This window comes from Allobosea sp. GW821-FHT12C12 (assembly GCF_058807355.1).
The window spans coordinates 495,724-517,660 of record NZ_JBXAQP010000001.1 but is presented as its reverse complement, the minus strand read 5'-3'; the positions used below and the strand labels follow the sequence as shown (position 1 = coordinate 517,660).

19 protein-coding genes are annotated in these 21,937 nt (G+C 68.9%); 7 read left to right on the top strand and 12 right to left on the bottom strand.

Annotation, left to right across the window (positions count from 1 at the left end; genetic code table 11):
* Positions 1 to 32 precede the first annotated feature (32 nt).
* From AC1RRW_RS02620 to AC1RRW_RS02580, 9 genes are all read right to left on the bottom strand, one after another.
* A complete protein-coding gene (locus AC1RRW_RS02620; RefSeq protein ID WP_492898909.1) occupies positions 33 to 1,232 on the bottom strand; it encodes a CaiB/BaiF CoA transferase family protein in 1,200 nt (399 codons plus the stop codon).
* The gene (locus AC1RRW_RS02615) at positions 1,229 to 2,077 is read right to left on the bottom strand and encodes an IclR family transcriptional regulator (protein ID WP_492898907.1); all 849 of its coding nucleotides are present in this window, start codon (positions 2,075 to 2,077) and stop codon (positions 1,229 to 1,231) included. Before AC1RRW_RS02615 ends, AC1RRW_RS02620 begins: the two co-directional genes overlap by 4 nt.
* Before the next feature lie 141 nt (positions 2,078 to 2,218).
* Positions 2,219 to 2,965 (bottom strand): enoyl-CoA hydratase-related protein, encoded by a 747-nt coding sequence (locus AC1RRW_RS02610; RefSeq protein ID WP_492898905.1) that lies wholly within the window; start codon positions 2,963 to 2,965, stop codon positions 2,219 to 2,221.
* A gap of 14 nt (positions 2,966 to 2,979) precedes the next feature.
* Positions 2,980 to 3,936 (bottom strand): NAD(P)H-dependent flavin oxidoreductase, encoded by a 957-nt coding sequence (locus tag AC1RRW_RS02605; RefSeq protein ID WP_492898903.1) that lies wholly within the window; start codon positions 3,934 to 3,936, stop codon positions 2,980 to 2,982.
* Between the two features lie 206 nt (positions 3,937 to 4,142).
* Positions 4,143 to 4,865, bottom strand: a complete 723-nt coding sequence (locus tag AC1RRW_RS02600) for an ABC transporter ATP-binding protein (RefSeq protein ID WP_492898901.1) — start codon at positions 4,863 to 4,865, stop codon at positions 4,143 to 4,145.
* The gene (locus AC1RRW_RS02595; RefSeq protein ID WP_492898899.1) at positions 4,858 to 5,571 is read right to left on the bottom strand and encodes an ABC transporter ATP-binding protein; all 714 of its coding nucleotides are present in this window, start codon (positions 5,569 to 5,571) and stop codon (positions 4,858 to 4,860) included. Before AC1RRW_RS02595 ends, AC1RRW_RS02600 begins: the two co-directional genes overlap by 8 nt.
* On the bottom strand, positions 5,558 to 6,508 hold the full coding sequence (locus AC1RRW_RS02590) for a branched-chain amino acid ABC transporter permease (RefSeq protein ID WP_492898897.1): 951 nt from the start codon (positions 6,506 to 6,508) through the stop codon (positions 5,558 to 5,560). Before AC1RRW_RS02590 ends, AC1RRW_RS02595 begins: the two co-directional genes overlap by 14 nt.
* A gap of 10 nt (positions 6,509 to 6,518) precedes the next feature.
* On the bottom strand, positions 6,519 to 7,391 hold the full coding sequence (locus AC1RRW_RS02585; RefSeq protein WP_492898895.1) for a branched-chain amino acid ABC transporter permease: 873 nt from the start codon (positions 7,389 to 7,391) through the stop codon (positions 6,519 to 6,521).
* 138 nt (positions 7,392 to 7,529) lie between these two features.
* Positions 7,530 to 8,702: an ABC transporter substrate-binding protein gene (locus AC1RRW_RS02580; protein WP_492898893.1), complete on the bottom strand. Its 1,173-nt coding sequence runs from the start codon at positions 8,700 to 8,702 to the stop codon at positions 7,530 to 7,532.
* A gap of 256 nt (positions 8,703 to 8,958) precedes the next feature.
* On the opposite strand from AC1RRW_RS02580, the gene AC1RRW_RS02575 reads away from it, so the two are divergent.
* The 6 genes from AC1RRW_RS02575 to AC1RRW_RS02550 all read left to right on the top strand — a co-directional run bounded on the left by AC1RRW_RS02575 (position 8,959) and on the right by AC1RRW_RS02550 (position 17,323).
* Positions 8,959 to 11,037 (top strand): 3-hydroxyacyl-CoA dehydrogenase NAD-binding domain-containing protein, encoded by a 2,079-nt coding sequence (locus AC1RRW_RS02575; protein WP_492898891.1) that lies wholly within the window; start codon positions 8,959 to 8,961, stop codon positions 11,035 to 11,037.
* Between the two features lie 76 nt (positions 11,038 to 11,113).
* Complete coding sequence (locus AC1RRW_RS02570) at positions 11,114 to 12,805, top strand: AMP-binding protein (RefSeq protein WP_492898889.1); 1,692 nt, start codon at positions 11,114 to 11,116, stop codon at positions 12,803 to 12,805.
* 45 nt (positions 12,806 to 12,850) lie between these two features.
* Positions 12,851 to 14,038: an acetyl-CoA C-acyltransferase gene (locus AC1RRW_RS02565; protein WP_492898887.1), complete on the top strand. Its 1,188-nt coding sequence runs from the start codon at positions 12,851 to 12,853 to the stop codon at positions 14,036 to 14,038.
* Positions 14,039 to 14,043: 5 nt separating this feature from the next.
* Positions 14,044 to 15,243 (top strand): pimeloyl-CoA dehydrogenase large subunit, encoded by a 1,200-nt coding sequence (gene pimC / locus AC1RRW_RS02560; protein ID WP_492898885.1) that lies wholly within the window; start codon positions 14,044 to 14,046, stop codon positions 15,241 to 15,243.
* Between the two features lie 146 nt (positions 15,244 to 15,389).
* Positions 15,390 to 16,538, top strand: a complete 1,149-nt coding sequence (locus AC1RRW_RS02555; RefSeq protein ID WP_492898883.1) for an acyl-CoA dehydrogenase family protein — start codon at positions 15,390 to 15,392, stop codon at positions 16,536 to 16,538.
* Positions 16,535 to 17,323 (top strand): 2-keto-4-pentenoate hydratase, encoded by a 789-nt coding sequence (locus AC1RRW_RS02550; protein ID WP_492898881.1) that lies wholly within the window; start codon positions 16,535 to 16,537, stop codon positions 17,321 to 17,323. Before AC1RRW_RS02555 ends, AC1RRW_RS02550 begins: the two co-directional genes overlap by 4 nt.
* 3 nt (positions 17,324 to 17,326) lie before the next feature.
* Here the strand turns inward: AC1RRW_RS02550 and AC1RRW_RS02545 are convergent, their stop codons facing one another.
* Complete coding sequence (locus AC1RRW_RS02545; RefSeq protein ID WP_492898879.1) at positions 17,327 to 18,013, bottom strand: nitroreductase; 687 nt, start codon at positions 18,011 to 18,013, stop codon at positions 17,327 to 17,329.
* Positions 18,010 to 19,725 carry a lysine--tRNA ligase gene (locus AC1RRW_RS02540; RefSeq protein ID WP_492898877.1) on the bottom strand — a complete coding sequence of 572 codons (1,716 nt, stop codon included), beginning with the start codon at positions 19,723 to 19,725 and terminating at the stop codon, positions 18,010 to 18,012. The genes AC1RRW_RS02545 and AC1RRW_RS02540 overlap by 4 nt, the downstream gene beginning before the upstream one ends.
* 183 nt (positions 19,726 to 19,908) lie before the next feature.
* Here AC1RRW_RS02540 and AC1RRW_RS02535 point away from each other — a divergent pair, with 183 nt between their 5' ends.
* Positions 19,909 to 21,057: an amidohydrolase gene (locus AC1RRW_RS02535; protein ID WP_492898875.1), complete on the top strand. Its 1,149-nt coding sequence runs from the start codon at positions 19,909 to 19,911 to the stop codon at positions 21,055 to 21,057.
* Positions 21,058 to 21,064: 7 nt separating this feature from the next.
* On the opposite strand, the gene AC1RRW_RS02530 is transcribed toward AC1RRW_RS02535, so the two are convergent.
* Positions 21,065 to 21,895, bottom strand: a complete 831-nt coding sequence (locus AC1RRW_RS02530; RefSeq protein ID WP_492898873.1) for a transporter substrate-binding domain-containing protein — start codon at positions 21,893 to 21,895, stop codon at positions 21,065 to 21,067.
* Positions 21,896 to 21,937 lie beyond the last annotated feature (42 nt).

The window sequence follows — 21,937 nt, the reverse complement described above, 5'->3', positions numbered from 1 at the left end:
ATCCTTGCAGGAGAGGGGTTTCCCGCGCCCTGTCAGGAGATGATGCCCCTCGACCTGAGCGCCGCGATTCGCTCCGCATCCGCCCCCATCTCCTCCAGCACCGCATCCGTATCCTGTCCCAGACCCGGCGGGCGGCGGCGCAGCGGCAGGCGGTCGCCGTCGAGGCGGTATGGCGGCGAGAGCACCGACGGAGTCGCGGCTGCGTCGGGCGCATCCGAGACCATGCCGGCCCGCGCCGCGCGATTGGAGCGCAGCGCCTGGTTGAGACCCAGAACCTCGCCGGCCGGGATGCCATGGGCCGCGAGCCGCTCCAGCAGCAGCGCGCGCGGGCGGGCGAGCAGTTCCGCTTCGAGCACCGGCAGCAGCTCGGGCCGCGCATGGGTGCGCTGCAGATTGGTGGCGAAGCGCGGATCGTCGGCGAGGTCCGGCCGCTCGATGACATGGCGGCAGAAGCGGGCGAACTGGGCGTTGTTGCCGACGGTGATGACGAGCGGGCCGTCGGCCGCCTCGAACACGCCATAGGGCACGATCGAGGGATGGGCGTTGCCGTAGCGCGGCGGGTCTTGCCCAAGCGCCAGCGCCTCCAGCCCGTAATAGGAGGTGACGGACAGGCCGCAATCGAACAGCGCCATCTCGATGTGCCGGCCCTTCGCCGTGCGGGCGCGCTGGACCAGCGCCGCGAGGATCGCCTGCGCCGAGAACTGGCCGGTGAAGAGATCGACGATGGCGACGCCGAATTTCAGCGGCGGCTGGTCGTCATTGCCGTTCATGCCCATCAGCCCGGATTCGCCCTGGATGACGAGGTCGTAGCCGGGGCGCGTGGCCTCGGGGCCATCGGGGCCGTAGCCCGCGATCGAGCAGTAGATCAGCCCGGGGTTGAGCGCGCTGAGCGCCTCGTAGCCGAGGCCGAGCCTAACGGCCCCGCCGGTCTTGAAGTTCTGGATCAGCACGTCGCTTTTCGCGGCGAGGTCGCGGACGATGGCGAGGCCTTCCGGCTTGCCGAGATCGATGCCGATGGCGCGCTTGTTGCGGTTGACGCTGTTGAAATAGCAGGTGTTGGCCTCGCCCAGCCGAAAGCCCCAGTCGCGCGTGTCGTCGCCGCGGCCGGGATGCTCGACCTTGATGACCTCGGCCCCGAGATCGCCCAGCACCTGGCCGCACCAGGGGCCGGCGAGGATGCGCGAGAGATCGAGCACGCGGATGCCGGCGAGGGGAAGGTCGAGATCGCTCACGAGCCCATAACCCCTTCGAGGCCTGCGGCGAGCGCGATCAGCCTGGGGCGGACCTCGGTCATCAGCATCTCGCGGTCGAGGATGACGCTGGGCGCGCCGCAGTTGATCGACATCGGCGGCAACCCGCCGCCGGGCCGGAAGGCGACCGCGATGGCGCTGACCGTCGGCTGCCAGTCGCCGAAGGAGCGGGCGCAGCCGAATTCGCGATAGTCGGCGAGCGCACGCTCGACGCCATCGCGCAGACGCGGCCAGCCGGCATCGTCGACCGAGCGGATGTCGTCAAGGATAGCGCGGCGCTCGGCCTCGTCGCAGACGCAGAGATAGGCCCGGCCCATGGCGCTGCGGGCCATGGAGAGCCTCGAGCCGACATCCATGTTGAGCGCGATCGCGGCCTCGCCCCGGCAGCATTCGATATAGCGCATGCTGAGCCGGTCGCGGACGCCCAGGCCCACGGAGGCGTTGGCGAGGATCGCGATCTCGCGCATGCCCGGCCGCGCCAGCTGGCGCACGTCGAGGCCGGCCAGCGCGGTCGCGCCGAGCGCGATCAGGGCCGTGCCGAGGCGGTAGCCGCCCGATTCCGGGACATGGTGGAGATAGCCGAGCGTCGTCAGCGTGTGGGTCAGGCGCGAGACGGTGGAGCGGGCGAGGCCGCAACGCTCGGCGATCTCGGAATTGGCCAGCATGCGCTCGCCGCGCCGGAAGCAGGCGAGCACGTCGAGCCCGCGCGCCAGCGCCGTGACGAAGTGGCGGTCCTCCCTCGTGTCGTCCATCTCGGCTTCCCGCGCCGGATCGTCGCGCACGAGCATCGGCTTCACGCGCCGCATGATCGTGATCCGGTGAAACACCTCGTCATCCCGGACAAGCGGCGAAGCCGCGCCGATCCGGGGTCCGTCACAGAGCACGACAACGTTCCATGATGGATTCCGGATCTCCGCTTCGCCGCATCCGGGATGACGATGGTGTTCTGGTCGAGAACCATGGGACAGTCAGCGCTTCATCAGGAAGGCGGCGAAGGCGGCCTGTGCCTCGGCCGAGAGCAGCCGCTCGCCGAAATGGCGGCCTTCGGTCGCGATCGTCTCGGCGACGCCGGCGGCGTTGCCGCGCTTCAGCAGCAGCTTGGTCAGCGCGACCGATTGCGGCGGCAGGGCCGCCAGCGCGCGGGCCTTCTCGACCGCCATGGCGAGCGCGCCGCCCTCGGGCGTCACGGCGTTGAGCAGGCCGGCCTCCAGCGCGGTCTCCGGCCCGAAGGCCTCGCCCAGCATCAGGAGCTCGGCCGCGCGCTTGGAGCCCGCCATCAGCGGGAGCAGGTAGGAGGACGCGCCCTCCGGGCACAGGCCCAGCGCGACGAAGGGCAGGCGGAAGCTCGCGCCCTTGCCGGCATAGGCCAGGTCGCAGTGCAGCAGCATCGTCGTGCCGATGCCGACGGCGAAGCCCTCGACGGCGGCGACGATCGGCTTCTTCGCGGTCGAGATCGCGGTCAGGTAATCCATCGCGATGCGCGGGCCGGCGTCGGCGGCTGCCGCGAAATCCTTGATGTCGTTGCCGCTGGTGAAGCAGCCGCCGGCGCCGGTCAGCACCATGGCGCGGATTTCGGGGTCGGCCTCGGCGGACCGAAGCGCGTCGATCAGGCCCTGATAGCTCGCCCGGTCGAGCGCGTTCTTGCGCTCTGGCCGGTTCATGGTGATCTGGAGCACGCCCGGCGCGGCGGTCTCGGTCAGAACGGTGGCGGTCATCTCGTGGTCCTCGTTCAGATGCTGGTCAACGCGGCTTTCGCCTGCAGGTATTCGGCCTTGAGGCGCGCGACGACCTCGGCGACGGGCGGCGCGTCGTCGATCAGGCCGACGCCCTGACCCGAGCCCCAGATGTCGCGCCAGGCCTTCACCGTGCCCGAGCCGAAGCTCATCTTGGTCTTGTCGGCGTCGGGCAGCGCGTCGGGGTCGAGCCCCTGCGCCGCGATCGAAGGCCTGAGGTAATTGCCCGGAACGCCGGTGAAATAGGGCGTGTGGACGATGTCCGCGGCGCTCGCGCCGACGATCATGTCCTTGTAGCCCTGGGTGGCGTTGGCTTCCTTGGTGGCGATGAAGCGGGTGCCGATATAGGCGAGGTCGGCCCCCATCGCCTGCGTCGCCAGGATCGCCTGGCCGGTCGCAATCGATCCCGACAGGATGATCGGCCCGTCAAAGAAGCGCCTGACCTCGCCGACCAGCGCGAAGGGCGAGAGCGTGCCGGCATGGCCGCCGGCCCCGGCGCAGACCAGGATCAGCCCGTCGACGCCGGCCTCCAGCGCCTTCCGGGCGTGGCGGATCGTGGTGACGTCGTGGAAGACGAGCCCGCCATAGGAATGGGCGGCATCGACGACCTCGCCCGGCGCGCGCAGCGAGGTGATGATGATCGGCGCCTGATGTCTGACGCAGACCTCCATGTCGTGCCGCAGCCGGTCGTTGCTGGCATGGACGATCTGGTTGACCGCGAAGGGCGCGATCTTCCGCGACGGATCGGCGGCCTTGGCGGCGGCGAGCCCGGCCTTGATCCGGGTGATCCAGACATCGAGCTGGTCGGCTGGCCGCGCGTTCAGCGCCGGGAACGAGCCGACGACGCCGCTGAGGCATTGCGCGATCACGAGCTCCGGGCCCGAGACGATGAACATCGGCGAGCCGATCACCGGCAGGTCGAGCGTATCGGCGAGGGATGGAGGCAGGGCCATGGATCATACGCTCTCGGAAGAGACAAGCAGGGCGCTGCGCTCTCCGCTCCCTCCCCCCGCTTGCGGTGGGGAGGGTTGGGGTGGGGGGCAGTTCGGCCGGGCGAGACGATAGGCGATAGCACTCCGGCTTTCCGGCCCCCCATCCCTAACCCTTCCCCACCGCAAGCGGGGGGAAGGGGACAGGTCGTGCTTGTCTCCAGCGTCGATCATCCGGTTCGCCCAACAGCAGTACCCTCACGGGCGAGATAGAGATCGTGCAGGCGGGCGAGATCGACCTGCGCCGCCTTCTGGCTGAGCAGGACTTTTCCCGAACGCATCAGATGGACATGGTCGGCGACCGAGAGCGCGATATGGGTGTTCTGCTCGATCAGCGCGATGGTGACGCCCTCGGCCTTGAGCCGGCGGACGATGCCGAAGACCTCCTTCACGATCACGGGCGCCAGGCCAAGCGAGGGTTCGTCGATCAGCAGGATGCGCGGCTCGCTCATCATGCCGCGCCCCATCGCCACCATCTGCGCCTCGCCGCCCGAGAGCGAGCCCGCCGCCTGGGCGCGGCGCTCCTTCAGGCGCGGAAAGAGGTCGTAGACGCGCTCCAGATTGCGGCCGAGCGCCTTGCGGCAGCGGCGCGGATAGGCTCCGAGCGAGAGGTTCTCCTCGACGCTCATCTCCCTGAAGACGAGCCGGCCCTCAGGGACCATGACGAGCCCGGCCTCGATCAGATCCCAGGTCTTGGCCTTCAGGCCGCGGCCGTCGAGCCTGATCTCGCCCTGATGCGGCACGAGGCCCATCAGCGCGCGGAACAGCGTCGTTTTGCCCGCCCCGTTGGGGCCGACGATCGCGGTCAGCTCGCCCTTGGGGAAGGTCAGCGAGACGTCCCAGAGAACGTTGATCGCGCCATAACCGGCACGGAGATTGCGGACCTCAAGCATCGGCCGTCCCCGTATAGCTCTCGACCACGGCCGGGTTGCGGAAGACCGCGTCTGGCGTACCGTCGGCGATCATCTGGCCGAAATTCAGAACGACCGCGCGCGAACACAGGGTCGAGATCGTCTCGATGTCGTGCTCGACGATGACGATGGTCAGGCCGTAACGCTCGCGCAGCTCGCGCAGCTTGGCGATGAAGCGGCGCTTGGCCTGGCTTTCGAGGCCTGCCAGCACCTCGTCGAGCAGCAGCAGCTTCGGGTTGGTCGCCAGCGCCTTGGCGACTTCGAGCCGCTTCAGTTCCTGAAGCGCGAGTTCGGTCGCGGCGTCGCGTTCGGCGTGCTCGGCGAGTTCCATCACCCGCAGGATCTCGCCGATGCGGGCGGGATCGGAGCGGCCGGCTCCGAAGACCTGCGCGACGGTCAGGTTCTCGCGCACGGTCAGATGATGCATCGGCTGCGGGATCTGGAAGGTGCGGCCCAGACCCAGCCTCGCGCGCGCATGCAGCGCCTTGCGGCCGATCTCGCGCTCCTCGAACAGGATCTTTCCGGAGCGCGGTCGGACGAGGCCGGAGATGGTGTTGAACAGGGTCGTCTTGCCGGCGCCGTTGGGGCCGACGAGGCCGAGGATCTCGCCGGCCGACAGCGAAAACGAGACTTGCCTCAGCGCGACGAGGCCGCCGAAGCGGACGGTGACGTCCTCAAGCCGCAGCATGGGCGGCTCCCGTCCTCTTTTTGCCGAACAGCCCGAACAGGCCGTTGGGCGCGACCAGGATCATGCCGGCGAGCAGGACGCCGAGAATGATCTGGTGGCCGACGGGCAGGATCGCCTTGGCGACGATCTGGTCGAACAGATAGATCGCGACCGCGCCCGCCACAGGGCCGAGGATGGTGCGGTAGCCGCCGAAGATCGCGGCGATGATCGGCAGCACAGACCAGTTGCCGGAAAAGGCGTAGTCCGGTTCGAGGAAGTTGATGATGTGGGCGTTCATCGCGCCGAACAGCCCGGTGATGAAGGCCGAGAGCAGCAGCATCCAGGCCTTGAGCAGGGTCGCGTTGACGCCGACGACGCGGGTCGCGTCCTCGCTCTCGGCCATGGCGCGCAAGGCCGTCCCGACATGGCTCGCCTTCACGGCGCGGTAGGCGAGCAGGCACAGGCAAACCATGCCGACGAGCAGCCAGTAGCTGCCGACACGGCTGGAGAAATCGATCCCGGCGATGGTCGGCAGAACGGGAAAGCGGGCGAAGCCGGCCGAGCCGCCGGTCAGCCAGCCCAGCTCGGTCGCTAGGATCCTGAAGATGTGGGCATAGGCCAGGATGGCGAGCGCGAAATAGGGACCGGACAATCTCAGCGCCGGCAGCATGGCGAGCGAGGACAGCGCCGCGACCGCGCCGCCGGCCAGCAGCGAGAGCGGCACCGGCAGGCCGGCCTTGGCCGACAGAAGCGCCGAGGCATAGGCGCCGACGCCGAAGAAGGCGGCGTGGCCGAAGGAGACCATGCCGCCGAGATTGCCGAGCAGCGCCCAGGCGAGCGCGACGCCGGCCACGATCAGGCCCGACACCATCAGCCCCATGATGTAGCCGTTGCCGCCATAGACCAGCGGGACGGCGCAGGCGCCGAGCCCGAGCAGGATGGCGGGGAGGTTCTTCATCGCCGCCGTCTCAGCCGCGCCGCGCCCGGGCGCCGAAAAGCCCGTTCGGCATGAAGAAGAGCACGAGCAGGAACAGCACCATGCCGACGAGTTCCTGCAGCGCCGAACTCGCCAGCGTCACGGTCATCGCCTCGGTGACGCCGAGCAGGAGCGCGGCGCAGAACACGCCTGGGATCGAGCCGACGCCGGCCAGCACCGTGACGATGAAGGCCTTGACCGTCAGCGCCGGCCCGAGCGCCGGCTGGACCACGCTCATGGTGAAGAGCGCGACGCCGGCGACGCTCGCGAGAATCCCGGCGACGAGGAAGGCGGCCAGTTCGACGCGGCGCGGGTCGATGCCCATCAGCATCGCGGCGTCGCGGCTGGAGGAGACGGCGCGGACCGCGCGCCCGTACCAGCTCAGCTTCAGCCACCACCACAGCCCGGTCATCACGGCCATGCTGACGACGAAGGCGGTGAGCTCCCCCTTCATCGCATAGACGGTGTGGAAGGAGACCGCGTCCTGCAGGGTCGGCGAATTGGTCGAGCGCACGTCGCTGGCGAAGACCAGCAGGATGCCGTTGGTGATGATGATGCCGATGGCGAAGGTCAGGATCAGCGAGTTGAGTTCGCGGTGCTGCCTGATGCGGTCGATCAGCAGGTAGACCGCGATCGAGACCACGGCCGTCACCGCGAAGGCGAGCGGGATCGCGGCATAGGGGTTCCAGCCGGTCCGGCTCTCGACGACATAGGCCATGTAGGCGGCCAGCAGCACGAGTTCGCCATGGGCGAGATTGATGATCTTCATCGCGCCGAAGGTGAGCGCGATGCCGAGCGCCACGAGCGCGTAGACCGAGCCGACGAGCAGGCCCGAGAAGATCGCTTGCTGTGAGAGTTCGAGCATGGGGCGGGATGGTTCTCGGCTTAAGGCTTCATCGTCATTGCGAGGAGCGCGGCGACGAAGCGATCCAGGGGGCGTAGCGCGAGCCGCTGGATTGCGTCGCTACGCTCGCAATGACGGTTGTTTCCGATGCCCCTGTGCTCACCAGGGCAGGCCGGGATAGGCGATCTTGCCCGTGGCCTGCTCGGCCGGCGAGACCAGCACGATCTTGCCGTCGCGGTGCTGGCCCATGGCGAGAGTGAAGTTCGGGTTGTCGCCGACCTCGTTGAAGGCGATCGGCCCGAGCACCGAGGAGCGCCTGGTCTTGCGGACCTCGTCGGCGAGGCCGCCGCTCTTGAGCGTGCCGGCGTCGGCGGCGCGGGCGAGCGCCTCGCAGAGCACGATCGTCTTCACGAAGGAGAGCGTCGCGGCATAGTCGATGTCCTTGTTCCACATCGCCTTGAAGGCCGCGACGAAGGCCTGGCCCTCGGCGTCCTTCATGTCGACGGGGTAGGGCAGCGGCGTGGTGCCGACGACGTTCTGCATCAGGTCGGGGAAGTCCTGGTACATCTTCGGGATCGCCAGCGACCAGGCGCCGGCGATCAGTTTCGCCGGAGGCTTCAGCACCTTGGCGGCGCGGATGATGCCGACATAGTCGTTTTCATAGGCCGACATGAAGATGATGTCGGACTTGTCCTGCAGCTTCACCTTGTTGATGATCGGTTTGAAGTCGGTGATCGCGGGGTCGAAGGGATGCAGCGTGACCTTGACGTTCTTCTTGGCCAGGCTCTCCTCGAGCCCCTTGGCGAGCAGCATCGGGGCCTCGCGCGTCGAGGCGACGATCGAGACGCTGCCGGCCTTGAGCTCCTCGACCATGCCCTCGAAGCCGCGCAGATAGCCGGCATTGTTGTTGATCCGGAAGAAGGTCTTGTGACCGCGCTGGACCAACTCCTCGCTGACCGCGCCGGCGGTGATGTAGACCTTGCCCAGCCGGTTGGAGGTGTCCGAGGCCGGCCCGACGATGTTGGAGCCGTAGCCGCCGAGGATCGCGACAGCGCCGTCCGAGGCCAGCTTCTCGACCGCGCCGACCGCCTTGGCCGGCTGGGTCTCGTCGTCGATCAGGGTGACCTTGATCTGGTGCTTCGTCTGCGAGTCGTTGAACATCTTGACCGCGACCAGCATGCCTTCGCGGAAGGACTGGCCGGAGCGCGCCAGCGCGCCGGTCAGCGGCATGTGCGAACCGACCTGGATCTCCTCCGCGGCGGCGGCGCTCCAGGCGAGGTTCGCGGCAAGGCCGCAGATCAGGGTCGAGGCCAGGACAGTCCTGCGGATCATGATGTTCCTCCGGGCGGCTTCTTCATCGCCTGCCGGCGGAACGGCGCGATGCGGCACTGCCGAAAGGCATGGCATGGCGTTTCGCGGCGGGTCAAGGCGGCGGGCGCGAATTCCGCAGTGCAGCACCAGCGCCGGCCTTGACGAGAAACGCTTGGTCCCTCGCTTGACAAAGCGAGCGAGGGGTTCTTCCTAGCAGCCATTCATGCAGATAATCGTTCTGCAATGCAGAACACAAAGGCCTTCAAGGACGCCGCCCATGCAGACCGCACAGCTCGCGCATCGCGGCCGGATCGCGATCGTGACGATCGACAATCCACCCGTCAATGCGCTCGGCGCGAAGCTGCGCGCCGACCTCGAGGCGGCGGTCGAGACGGCGGCGGCGGATGCGGGCGTCGATGCGATCGTCATCGCGGCGGCGGGTAAGGCCTTCATCGCGGGAGCCGACATCAGCGAGTTCGGCAAGCCGCCGCTCGCGCCGATCCTGCCCGACGTGCTCGATGTGATCGAAGGCTGCCGGAAGCCGGTCGTCGCCGCGATCCAGGGCGCGGCGCTGGGCGGCGGGCTCGAAGTGGCGCTCGCCTGCCATGCCCGCGTCGCGGCGCCCGCGGCCAAGCTCGGCCTGCCCGAGATCAAGCTCGGCATCATTCCCGGCGCCGGCGGCACGCAACGCCTGCCCCGGCTGATCGGCGCGGCTAAAGCCTTCCCGATGATGCTGTCCGGCGAGCCGGTCTCCGCCGACGAGGCGCTGGCGCTCGGGCTGGTCGACGAGGTCGGCGAGGACGTGGTCGCGGCGGCCGTCGCGCTCGCCGGGCGGCTGGCCGCGAAGGGCGCGCCGCGCCGGACCGGCGAGCAGGCCGACAGGCTGACGCACGCCGATCGCGATGCGTTCGAGGCGATGGCGGCCGACGCCACGAAGAAATCCGGCGACATGCCCAATGCGATGGCGCTGGTCGAGGCGGTGCGCGGCGTCTTCACGCTGTCCTTCACCGAGGGGCTGGCGGCCGAGCGGGCGCTGTTCCTCAAGCTCGTCGCCGACGAGCGCTCGAAGGCGCTGCGCCATGTCTTCTTCGCCGAGCGCGAGGCCGCCAAGATCCCCGGCCTCGCGCCGGGCATCAAGGAGCGGCCGGTCGCGACGGCGGCCGTGATCGGGGCCGGCACGATGGGCGGCGGCATCGCGATGTGCTTCGCCAACGCCGGCATCCCGGTGACGCTGATCGAGCAGGAGCAGGCGCAGATCGACAACGGCATCAACCGGGTCGCGGCGATCTACGAGATGTCGGTGACGCGCGGCTCGCTGACGCCGGAGCTGCGCGACAAGCGGCTCGCATTGATCACGCCTGCGGTGGGGCTGCAGGCGGCGGCCGGGGCCGACATCGTGATCGAGGCGGCCTTCGAGGAGATGGGCGTCAAGCAGGAAATCTTCGGCGCGCTGGACGGCATCGCGAAGCCGGGCGCGATCCTCGCCAGCAACACCTCCTATCTCGACATCCCGACGATCGCCGCCGCGACGAAGCGCCCGCGGGATGTGCTCGGCATGCATTTCTTCAGCCCGGCCAATGTGATGAGGCTGCTGGAGGTCGTCCGCCCGGCCGGCGTCGCCGACGATGTCGTGGCGACGGCCGTCTCGCTGGCGCGCCGGCTCGGCAAGGCGCCGGTCGTGGTCGGCAACGGCTTCGGCTTCGTCGGCAACCGCATGCTGGAGCAGCGCACGAAAGCGGCCGAGCGGCTGCTGATCGCCGGCGCGCTGCCGCACGAGGTCGATGCGGCGCTGACCGGCTTCGGCTTCAGGATGGGGCCGTTCGCGATGTCGGACCTCGCCGGCAACGACATCGGCTGGCGCACGCGCAAATCGCGCGGCAAGACGGCCGCCGTGGCCGACGCGATCTGCGAGGCCGGCTGGTTCGGCCAGAAGACCGGACGCGGCTACTATCTCTATCCCGAGGGCGCACGGGCGGGCGAGCGAGATCCCGAGGTCGAGGCGCTGATCGCCTGCATCTCGAAAGAACAGGGCGTGACGCGGCGGCGCTTCACCGAAAGCGGGATCCTGGCGCGGCTGCTCGACCCGATGGTCAACGAGGGCGCGCGCATCCTGGAGGAGGGCATCGCGACCAGGCCCGGCGACATCGATATCATCTGGCTCAACGGCTACAACTGGCCGGCCTGGCGCGGCGGGCCGATGCACTGGGCCGATACGGTGGGCTTGGGCGTCATCGTCAAGCGGCTCGAAGAGCAGGCGGCCGAGAGCGGCGACAAGGCGCTGGAGCCCGCGCCGCTGCTGAGGCGGCTCGCGGCCGAGGGCAAGACCTTCTCCGAGCTGAAGGCCAAGGCCGCGTGAGCGGTTTCGCGCAAGCGCGCCGCCGCCCGTCCCCTTCCCCACCGCGAGCGGGGGGAAGGGGACGGGGCAGTGCGTCATGAGCGAACCTCGCCCGATCTGGCGGGAGCGGTTTCCGAACGCCTGCGACTGGGACGCCCCTGTCGAAACCGGCACGGTGCCGGAGCTCCTGGCCGCGCCGGTGTCGCTGACCCCCGACGCGACCGCGATCGAGTTCCGCGAGCGCGAGATCAGTTATGCCGGGTTCGACGCGCTGGTGACGCTGCTCGCCGGCGGGCTGATCGCGGACGGCGTCAAGCCGGGCGACCGGATCGCCCTGCTGCTGCCGAACACTCCCTGGCATCCCGCCGCCTTCTTCGCGATCGCACGCTGCGGCGCGACCGTCGTGCATCTCTCGGCGCTCGACGCGCCGCGCGAGCTCGAACACAAGCTCAAGGTCACGACGCCGTCGCGGCTCGTCACCACCAACCTGCCGGGCTTCCTGCCCAATGCGCTGACGCTGCTCGACCAGGGGCTGGCGCCGCGCCTGCTCGTCGGCGAGGACCAGCGCTGGGGCAAGATCGACGCCGAGTCGCTGCCGATGCCGCGGCGAAAGGACGTCGCGCAGCTCGACAGGCTGATGCTGGCGCCCTTGCCCGCCGTCTGGCCGGCGGTATCGCCGGACGACGTGATGCTGCTGCAGTTCACCGGCGGCACCACCGGCATGCCCCGGGCCGCGATGCTGACGCATGGCAACCTCGTCTCGGCCGTGAACATCTACCGGCTCTGGAGCGACGGCGAGACGCTGGAGCCCGGCGCGCAGAAGTCGATCTGCGTGCTGCCGCTGTTCCACATCTATGCCCTGACCACGATCCTGCTGCGGCAGGTCCGCGACGGCAACGCGATCCTGCTGCGCCAGCGCTTCGACCTGGAGACGCTGATCGCCGACATCGCGGTCAAGCGCGCGACCCTGTTTTCCGGCGTGCCGACGATGTGGTTCGCGCTGCTCAACCGCGAGGGCGTCGAGCGCGTCGATTTCTCCTCGCTGCGCTCATGCGTCTCGGGCGGCGCGCCGCTGCCCTTCGACGTGCAGACGAAGCTGGAGGGCATTCTCGGCGTCCGGCTCAACAATGGCTGGGGCATGACCGAGACCGCGCCGGCGGGCTCGCGCGTGCCGAAGGACGCCGAACCCAGGCCGGGGCTGATCGGCATTCCGCTGCCCGGCATCACGATGACGATCGTTTCGCTGGAGCCCGAGCGCGACGAGTTCCCGCCCGGCGAGATCGGCGAGATCGCGATCAGGGGCCCCAACGTCTTCAAGGGGTATCTCGACGACCCCGCCGGCACGGCCGAGGCCTTCCACGAGGGCTGGTTCCTGACCGGCGATCTCGGGAGGATGGACGGGAACGGGCTGTTCGAGATCGTCGACCGCCGCAAGAACATGATCATCTCCAGCGGCTACAACGTCTATCCGGTGGCGATCGAGAGCGCGATCTACGAGCATCCTGCCGTGCAGGAGGTCGTGGTGATCGGCATCGACGACGCCTATCGCGGCCAGGCGGCGAAAGCCTTCGTCAAGCTGAAGGCGGGCTCGGCGCCGTTCACGCTGGAGGAATTGCTCGGCTTCCTGAAGGACCGTCTCGGCCGCCACGAGATGCCGCGCGCTCTCGAGTTCCGCGACTCGCTGCCGCGCAGCGCCGCCGGCAAATTGCTGGCCAAGGTGCTGGTCGCCGAGGAACAGGACAAACAGGCGGCGAAGGATGCCGCTGCATGGCAAGCGCCCTTGCCGTGACGGAGTAGAGAATTCCAGCCAAGACAGTGCCTCCCAGGACATCCCATGACAGAAGCCGTCATCGTCTCCACCGCCCGCACGCCGATCGGAAAGGCCTTTCGCGGGGCGTTCAATCAGACCAAGGGCGCCGACATGGCCGCCCATGCGATCCGCCACGCCATGGCGCGCGCCGGCGTCGAGGGCGAGGCGATCGAGGAGGTCGTGCTGGGCTGCGGCTACCCGGAGGCGGCGACCGGCGGCAATGTCGCGCGCCACGCGGCGCTGATGGCCGGCATCCCGGTGCAGTCGGCCGGCGTCACGGTCAGCCGTTTCTGCGCCTCGGGCCTTGAGGCGATCGCGCACGCGGCGCGGCGCGTGGTGATGGACGGCGTGCCGGTCGCGGTCGGCGGCGGGGTCGAGTCGATCTCGCTCGTGCAGCCGCAGGTCAAGCGCGAGCTGACCCAGAACGACTGGCTGACGGCGAACAAGCCGCAAATCTACACCTCGATGATCGAGACCGCCGACATCGTCGCGAGCCGCTACGGCATCTCGCGGCGGGCGCAGGACGAATTCTCGCTGGAGAGCCAGCGCCGCACGGCGAGCGCCCAGCAGCGCCGCCTCTTCGACGGCGAGATCGTGCCGATGACGGCGACGATGTCCGTCACCGACAAGGCGAGCGGCGAAACCCGGATGGAGGAGACCACGCTCGACAAGGACGAGGGCAACCGGCCGGACACGACGCTGGAGGGACTGATGAAGCTCAAGCCCGTGCGCGGCGACGATCAGTTCATCACCGCCGGCAACGCGAGCCAGCTTTCCGACGGCGCCTCCGCCAGCGTGGTGATGTCGGCGGGCGAGGCGGCCCGGCGCGGCCTCTCGCCGCTCGGCATCTTCCGCGGCTTCGCCTCGGCCGGCTGCGAGCCCGACGAGATGGGCATCGGGCCGGTCTTCGCCGTGCCGCGCCTGCTGGAGCGCAACGGTTTGAAAGTGTCCGACATCGATCTCTGGGAGCTGAACGAGGCCTTCGCCTCGCAATCGCTCTATTGCCGCGACACGCTCGGCATCGACCCCGAGAAGGTCAACGTCAATGGCGGGGCGATCTCGGTCGGCCATCCCTTCGGCATGAGCGGGGCGCGGCTCGTCGGCCATGCCCTGCTGGAGGGCCGCCGCCGCAAGGCGCGCTACGCCGTGGTGACGATGTGCGTCGCCGGCGGCATGGGCTGCGCCGGGCTGTTCGAGATCAATCAGGGTTGATTGCCATGGACCTGCGCTTCACCCCCGAGGAGATCGCCTTCCGCGACGAGGTGCGGAATTTCTTCCGCACCGAAATCCCGGCCGAGATCCGCAAGAAGGTCTCGGAAGGCCGCGGCCTGACGCGCGAGGACATGGTCACCTCACAGCGCATCATGAACGCCAAGGGTTGGGCCGTGCCACATTGGCCCCGGGAATGGGGCGGCCGGGACTGGACCGCGATCCAGCGCTACATCTTCACCGAGGAGATGCTGCTGGCGGCCGTGCCCCTGCCGCTGCAGTTCAACTGCTACATGGTCGGGCCGGTGATCGCGGCCTTCGGCAACCAGGCGCAGAAGGAAAAGCATCTCGCCCGCATCGCCAATCTCGACGAATGGTGGTGCCAGGGCTTCTCCGAGCCCGGCGCCGGCTCCGACCTCGCCTCGCTCAAGACGAGGGCCGTGCGCGAGGGCGAGCACTACGTCGTCGACGGCCAGAAGACCTGGACGACGCTCGGCCAGCACGCCGACTGGATATTCTGCCTCGTCCGCACCGATCCGTCGGCGAAGAAGCAGGCCGGCATCTCCTTCATCCTGATCGACATGAAGACGCCGGGCATCACGGTCCGTCCGATCATCACGCTGGAGGGAAGGCACGAGGTCAACGAGGTCTTCTTCGACAACGTCAAGGTGCCGGTCGAGAATCTGGTCGGCGAGGAGAACAAGGGCTGGGACTACGCCAAGTTCCTGCTCGCCAACGAGCGCACCGGCATCGCCCGCATCGGTTTGTCCAAGGAGCGGCTGACGCGGATCAAGAGGTTGGCGAAGGGGATGCCGGCAGGCGAGGGGACGGTCTGGGACGACGCCGCCTTCCGCGAGCGGCTGGCCGAGGTGGAGATCGAGTTGAAGGCGCTGGAGATCACGCAGATGCGGGTCGTCGCGGCGCAGGGCAAGCGCGATCCGGGCAAGCCCGATCCGGCCTCCTCGATCCTGAAGATCAAGGGCTCGCAGCTGCAGCAGGCGACGACGGAATTGCTGCTGGAGGCGGCGGGGCCGTTCGCGCTGGCGGCTCCGGTGCGATCGGGCGATCTGACGAACGACTGGCCCTTCGACCATGACTGGGCCGACGCGGCCGCCACGAGCTATTTCAACAACCGCAAGGTCTCGATCTATGGCGGCTCGAACGAGATCCAGAAGAACATCATCGCCAAGGCGGTGCTGGGACTTTAGCGGCGCGGGCTGGCGGGTCCCTCCCGTCATGCCCGGCCTTGTGCCGGGCATCCACGTCTTGCAACGCGGATGAAAGAAGACGTGGATGGCCGGGGCAAGCCCGACCATGACGGGTTGATGGTCTCTGCAGACACTGGAACGGCATCATGGATTTCGACCTCTCCCCCGAACAGACGCAGCTCAAGGACAGTGTCGACCGGCTGATCGCATCCAGTTACGGCTCGCTGGAGGCACGGCAGAAGCTGGCGAAGGAGCCGCCCGGCTTTTCGGAAGCCGGCTGGGCCCGGTTCGCCGAGATGGGCCTGCTCGGCATTCCGTTCTCCGAGGAGGAGGGCGGTTTCGGCGGCGGGCCGGTCGAGACGCTGCTGGTGATGGAGACGCTGGGGCGGGGCCTCGCGCTGGAGCCTTATCTGGCGACCGTCGTGCTCGGCGGCAGCGCCATTCGGCTCGGCGGCTCCGCGACGATGAAGGAGCGCGTCATCCCCGGCATCGTCGAGGGCACGGCGCGGCTCGCTCTCGCCTTCACCGAGACGCAGTCGCGCTACGATCTGCACGATGTCGCCACCAGCGCCAAGAAGACGGTCGACGGCTACGTGCTGGAGGGAGCGAAAAGCGTCGTGATCAGCGGCGACAGCGCGCAGCGGCTCGTCGTGAGCGCCCGGACCTCCGGCAACCGGCGCGACCGCGAGGGCATCAGCCTGTTCCTCGTGCCGGCCGATGCCGGGGGCGTGAAAATCCACGGCTATGCGACGCAGGATGGCGGGCGCGCCGCCGAGATCGCCCTGTCTGGCGTGACGGTTTCCGCCGAAGACCTCATCGGCCCTGAAGGCGAGGGCCTGCCGATCCTGGAGCGCGTCGCCGAATTCGCCATCGCGGCTTTGGCCTCCGAAGCGGTCGGCATCATGGAAGCGCTGCACACACTTACCGTCGATTATCTCAAGACGCGCCGGCAGTTCGGGGCTCCGATCGCGCAGTTCCAGGTGCTGCAGCACCGCGCCGTCGACATGCTGATCGCGCTGGAGCAGGCGCGCTCGATGGCGGCCTATGCCGCGATGATGGTCGAGCATGAGAATGCTGCCGAGCGTGCGGCGGCCTTGTCGGCGGTCAAGGTCCAGGTCAACCGCTCCTGCCGGCTGGTCGGCCAGGAGGCGGTGCAGCTCCATGGCGGCATCGGCATGACGATGGAGTATCTCGGCGCGCATTACTTCAAGCGGTTGACGATGATCGAGAGCCTGTTCGGCGACACCACGCATCATCTGCGCCGGGTCGGCGCGGCGGGAGGGCTCGCGGCATGAGCGGCGAGGAGCGGCTGGCGTCCGGGGCGGCCTTCCTGCTGGCGCAATGGCGGGCGGGAACGAAATGCGAGACGATGCCCGAGGGCTTGCGGCCCGAGGACCGGCGCGAGGCCTATGCGATGCAGGCGCTGCTGGAGCGGGCGAGCCCGGCGCCACTGTTCGGCTGGAAGATCGCCGCGACCAGCAAGGCGGGGCAGGCGCATATCGGCGTCGACGGGCCGCTGGCGGGCCGTATCCTCGCCGAGCGCGTGTTGCCGGATGGCGCAACGACCTCGCTTGCCGGCAATGCGATGCGCGTCGCCGAGGTCGAGTTCGCATTCCGCATGGCGCGCGATCTGCCGCCGCGCGAGACGCCCTACAGCCAGGACGAGGTGCTGGACGCGGTCGCGAGCCTGCATCCGGCGATCGAGGCGCCCGATTCCCGCTTCGCCGATTTCGTGACGGCCGGGCATGTCCAGCTCGTCGCCGACAATGCCTGCGCGCATGAATTCGTGCTCGGCGAGAGCACTGGCGCCGATTGGCGCGGGCTCGATCTCGCTGCCTACAAGCCCATTGCGCGGGTGCCGGGCCGGCCGGATCAGGAGGGGCTCGGCGCGAATGTGCTCGGCGATCCGCGTATCGCGCTGACCTGGCTCGCCAACGAATTGTCCGGGCTCGGCGTCACGCTGAAGGCGGGCGAGGTGGTGACGACAGGCACCTGCGTCGTGCCGATCGCGATTTCGCCGGGCGATGCGGTCGAGGCGGATTTCGGGGTGCTGGGGCGGGTTTCCGTCAGCTTCGCCTGACGCTCAGTCCAGCCAGCTCGTGAAGCCCTCGACCGGCTCGCGCTCCGGCGCCAGCTTGTTGGCAGGTGCGTCGGGATCGGCCTTGCCGATGGCGACGCCGCAGACCACGACCTCGCTCTCGGGGATGGCGAGTTCACGCCGCACCACAGGATGGAAGCGCGCAAAAATTGCCTGCGGGCAGGAATCGAGGCCGTGGCCCTGGGCGGCGATCAGCAGCGTCTGCACGAACATGCCGAGGTCGAGCCAGGAGCCGATCTCGAGATCGCGGTCGATCGTCACCATCAGCGCGACCGGCGCGCCGAAGAAGCGCAGGTTCGCCGCCGTCTGGCGCTGCATGCCCGCCACATCGCCCTTAGTCACGCCGAGCAGGCCGTAAAGGTCCCAGCCGACCTTGCGGCGGCGCGACCGATAGGGCTCGCGGAAGGTCTCGGGGTAGTAGCGATACTCTTCCGCCGGCGGCAGATCGGGCGAATCCAGCGCCGCGATCAGCGCCGGCTCCAGCCGCGCGCGCGTCTGTGGCCCGAGCACCCGGACTTTCCAGGGCTGCATGTTGGTGCCGCTCGGCGCCTGCGCGGCCAGCGCCAGCAGATGCCGCACCAAGCCCGGATCGACCGGGTCGGGCAGGAAGGCGCGCACCGCGCGGCGGCGCGCGATGGCGGCGTCGATCGCGGCGGCGGCGTCGACGCTCATTCGGGCTTCGCCTCGCGCCCCGCCACGAACGCGGCATGCTCGCCGACCAGTTCGCCGGCCAGCGCCTTGGCGATCAGGGCGCGCGTTTCGGGAATGCCGTAGATCGCCACGAAGGAGCCGAAACGCGGGCCCTGGTCCTCGCCGAAGAACACCTGGTATATCGCCTTCCACCATTCGCCGGAGACGCCCGGCCGCTCGGGTGTGGCGTTCTTGGCGGCGAGGTTCTGATAGCGCGGGATGATGCGGGCGACGTCGAGCGCCGTGTCCTGGATCGTCTCGGCGCTGGCGTCGACCGGAAGCGCCGCCAGCGCCGCATCGAGCGCCGTGAAGGCCGACCTTTCCGTCTCGTCGGCGAGGCGGTAATGCTTCGCCGGCTTCACGAAGTCGCGGAAATAGGTGATCGCATAGCCGACGAGCGCGTCGAGGCGCGGGTGGGTCGCAGGCGAGATCGAAGGCGCATAGCGCTGCAGGAAGCCCCACAGCACCGCCTTGTCCTCGGAGTTCGCCACCGCGACGAGGTTCATCAGCAGGCTGAAGCTGACCTGCGTGCGCACCGCATTGTCGCCCTCGCCTGAGGCGAGAACCTCCGGCTGCGGCGGCTGCCCGCCATGGATGTGCCAGACCGGGTTGCCGAGCCGGTTCTTCCAGTCCTGCTTCTCGTAGCCGCCAAGGAACTGGAGGTATTCGTCGGCCGCGCGCGGGATCACGTCGAAATGGAGCTTCTTGGCCTCTCGCGGGCGCGAATACATGTAGAGCGACAGGCTCTCCTCGCTGGCATAGGTCAGCCATTGATCGATGGTCAGGCCGTTGCCCTTCGACTTGGAGATCTTCTGGCCGATCTCGTCGAGGAACAGCTCGTAGACATAATGCTGCGGCGCCGGCGCGCCGAGGATTTCGCAGATCCGGTCGTAGATCGGCGCATTGGTCTGGTGGTCCTTGCCGAACATCTCGAAATCGACGCCGAGCGCATACCAGCGCATGCCGAAATCCGGCTTCCATTGCAGCTTCACATGGCCGCCGGTCACGGGCAGCGTCGTCTCGGCGCCGTCCTCGTCGGCGAAGGTGATGGCGCCGGCTTTGGCATCGACCGCCTTCATCGGCACGTAGAGCACGCGGCCGGTGGTCGGCGAGATCGGCAGGAAGGGCGAATAGGTCGCCTGCCGCTCGGACCCGAGCGTCGGGAGCATCACCGCCATGATCTGGTCGTAGCACTCGGCGGCGCGGATCAGCGCGGCGTCGAATTTGCCGGACTTGTAGTAGTCGGTGGCGCTGGCGAACTCGTAGTCGAAACCGAACGTGTCGAGGAAACGGCGCAGCATCGCGTTGTTGTGGTCGCCGAAGCTCGCATGGTCGCCGCCGAACGGATTCGGCACGGCGGTCAACGGCTTGTGCAGATACGGCTCCAGAAACGCGCGATCCGGCACGCCGTCGGGAATCTTCCGCATGCCGTCCATGTCGTCCGAGAAGCAGATCAGCCGGGTCGGCACCGCGTCGTCGGTCAGCACGCGGAAGGCGTGCCGGACCATCGAGGTGCGCGCGACCTCGCCGAACGTGCCGATATGCGGCAGGCCCGACGGGCCGTAGCCGGTCTCGAACAGAACCTCGCGCTTGCCCGATTTCTCGATCCGCGCGACCAGCTTGCGTGCTTCCTCGAACGGCCAGGCGGCCGAACGCCGGGCGGCGTCGACAAGAGCTGCATCGAAGGCGGGCATGATCGGTTCGGTCCTCTCCGGGCCTTGGGCGAGTGCGCTCGAGAAGCGGGTCACGGGCTTTGGCAGATCGCGGCGGGGGGCGTCAATGCGCGTGGCGGGCGCGGCCCACCCGTTGGGGGCGCTTGCGGGAGGCGGCCGCAGGTATAGGCTGCCGCCGCGACTGCCTGCAAAAGGATGCCGATCTTGGACCGCGATCTTCTCGACACACTGACCAGGTGGCGCCGGCATCTGCACGCCCATCCCGAGCTCGGCCGTTTCGAGGCGCGGACGAGCGCCTTCGTGCAGGAGAGGCTGGCCGAGCTCGGCGTTGCCTTCGTCGCCGATGTCGGCGGCCATGGCGTGGTCGCGACCCTGACGCGCCCGGGCTCGAACCGCTCGGTCGGCCTGCGCGCCGACATGGACGCGCTGCCGATCGCGGAAGCCAGCGATCTGCCCTACAAGTCGACCAGGCCCGACGTGATGCATGCCTGCGGCCATGACGGGCATACCGTCTCGCTGCTCGGGGCGGCCGCCCTGCTGTCCCGCGACGAGAGCTGGAGCGGCACGGTGCAACTCGTCTTCCAGCCGGCCGAGGAAGGGGCGGGCGGGGCGCAGGCGATGCTGGCCGAGGGCGTGCTGGAGCGCTTCCCGATGGAGCGCATCTTCGCCCTGCACAACTGGCCGGGGCTGGAAGCGGGCACGATCGCGGTGCATCGCGGCCCGGTGATGTCGGAGCCGGGGCGCTTCAAGATCACGCTGGAAGGGACCGCCGGCCATGCCGCCCTGCCGGACCTGACGCGCGATCCGATCGTCGCGATGGGGCATCTCATCGTCGCGCTGCAGACAGTGGTGGCGCGCAATGTCGATCCGATGGATTCGGCCGTGGTCTCGATCGGGCAGGTGCATGGCGGGCTCGCCTCCAACCAGATCCCGACCAACGTCTTCATCGAGGGCACCTTCCGCACCTTCGTTCCCGCCGTGCGCGAGCGGGTGCTGGCGCGCATCGACGGCATCGCGCAGAACATCGCCGCTACCTTCGAGATGAAGGCGCAGGTCGAGACGACGCATGGCGTCGCGACGGTCAACACGGCGGCCGAGGAGGACATCGCCGCCGCGGCGGGCGCCGCGGCGGGCTTGACCGTGCGGCGCGATCTCAAGGCCAGCACCACCGGCGAGGACTTCGCCCATTTTCTCGAGCGCCTGCCCGGCTGCTACATCTGGGTCGGCAACGGCCCGGTGAAGGACGGCGGCGAACTGCACAACGACCGCTACGACTTCAACGACGCGATCCTGCCCGCCACCGCCGGCTGGATGGCGGCGGTGGCGAAACAGGCGCTGGCGACCGCAAGCTGAACCCGCTTCAGAACGGGCTGACGGGGAAGAAGCGCAGGAACAACCGCGCATAGGTGCCGTCGTCGCGCAGCGCCTGCAGGGCGTAGTCGAGGCCGCGCTTCAAGGCGGGGTCGTCCTTGCGCAGCAGGAAGGCGACGCCCTCGCCGAAATAGCGACTCTCGAGGAAGGGGCCGCCGCTGAAGGCGAGATCGCGGCCGGCGCTGCCGGCGAGCTGGAGCGAGAGCGCCACGCCGTCGCCGAAGACATATTCGGCGTCGCCGCTGCGCAGCGCGGCGAGTGCGGCGGCCGGACTCGCCGCCTCGCGGCGCTGCACGAAGGGCAGGAGGTTCTCCAGATAGGCCTGATGGGCGGTGCCGGAGACGACCGCGACGCGCTTGCCGCGCAGATCGCCGGTGTCGAGCTCGACTGATGCGTTGCCGCGCGTCGTGACGAAGCGGGCCGTGCCGCGAAAATAGAGATGGCTCGCGGCGAAGCGCGTCCGCAGCGGCGGCGTCAGGTTGATCGCGGCGGCAAGCACGTCGCCGCGCCCCTCGGCGAGCGAATCCGGCAGCGTGTCGAAGCGGCGCGCCTGGATGGTGCAGTTCCAGATCATCTTCTCGCAGACCGCGCGGGCGAGCTCGACCGAGAAGCCGGTCAACCCGCCGTCCGCGCCGGGAAAATGCAGCGGCGGGTAGTCGTCGTCGGTGAGGAAACGGACGACGCGCGGCGGGCCGGGTTCGGGCCGGTCGATGCGAATGCGCGGGTCCCAGAAATCGGGGACGGCGACGCGGGCCTGGGCGATGGCGGCAGCCATCGTCAGACACAGCATGCCGAAGACAAGACCCGCGAACCGCGTCATGCGCGCATCTGGCGTCAGAGAGCGGCTACGATCAAGAGGTTT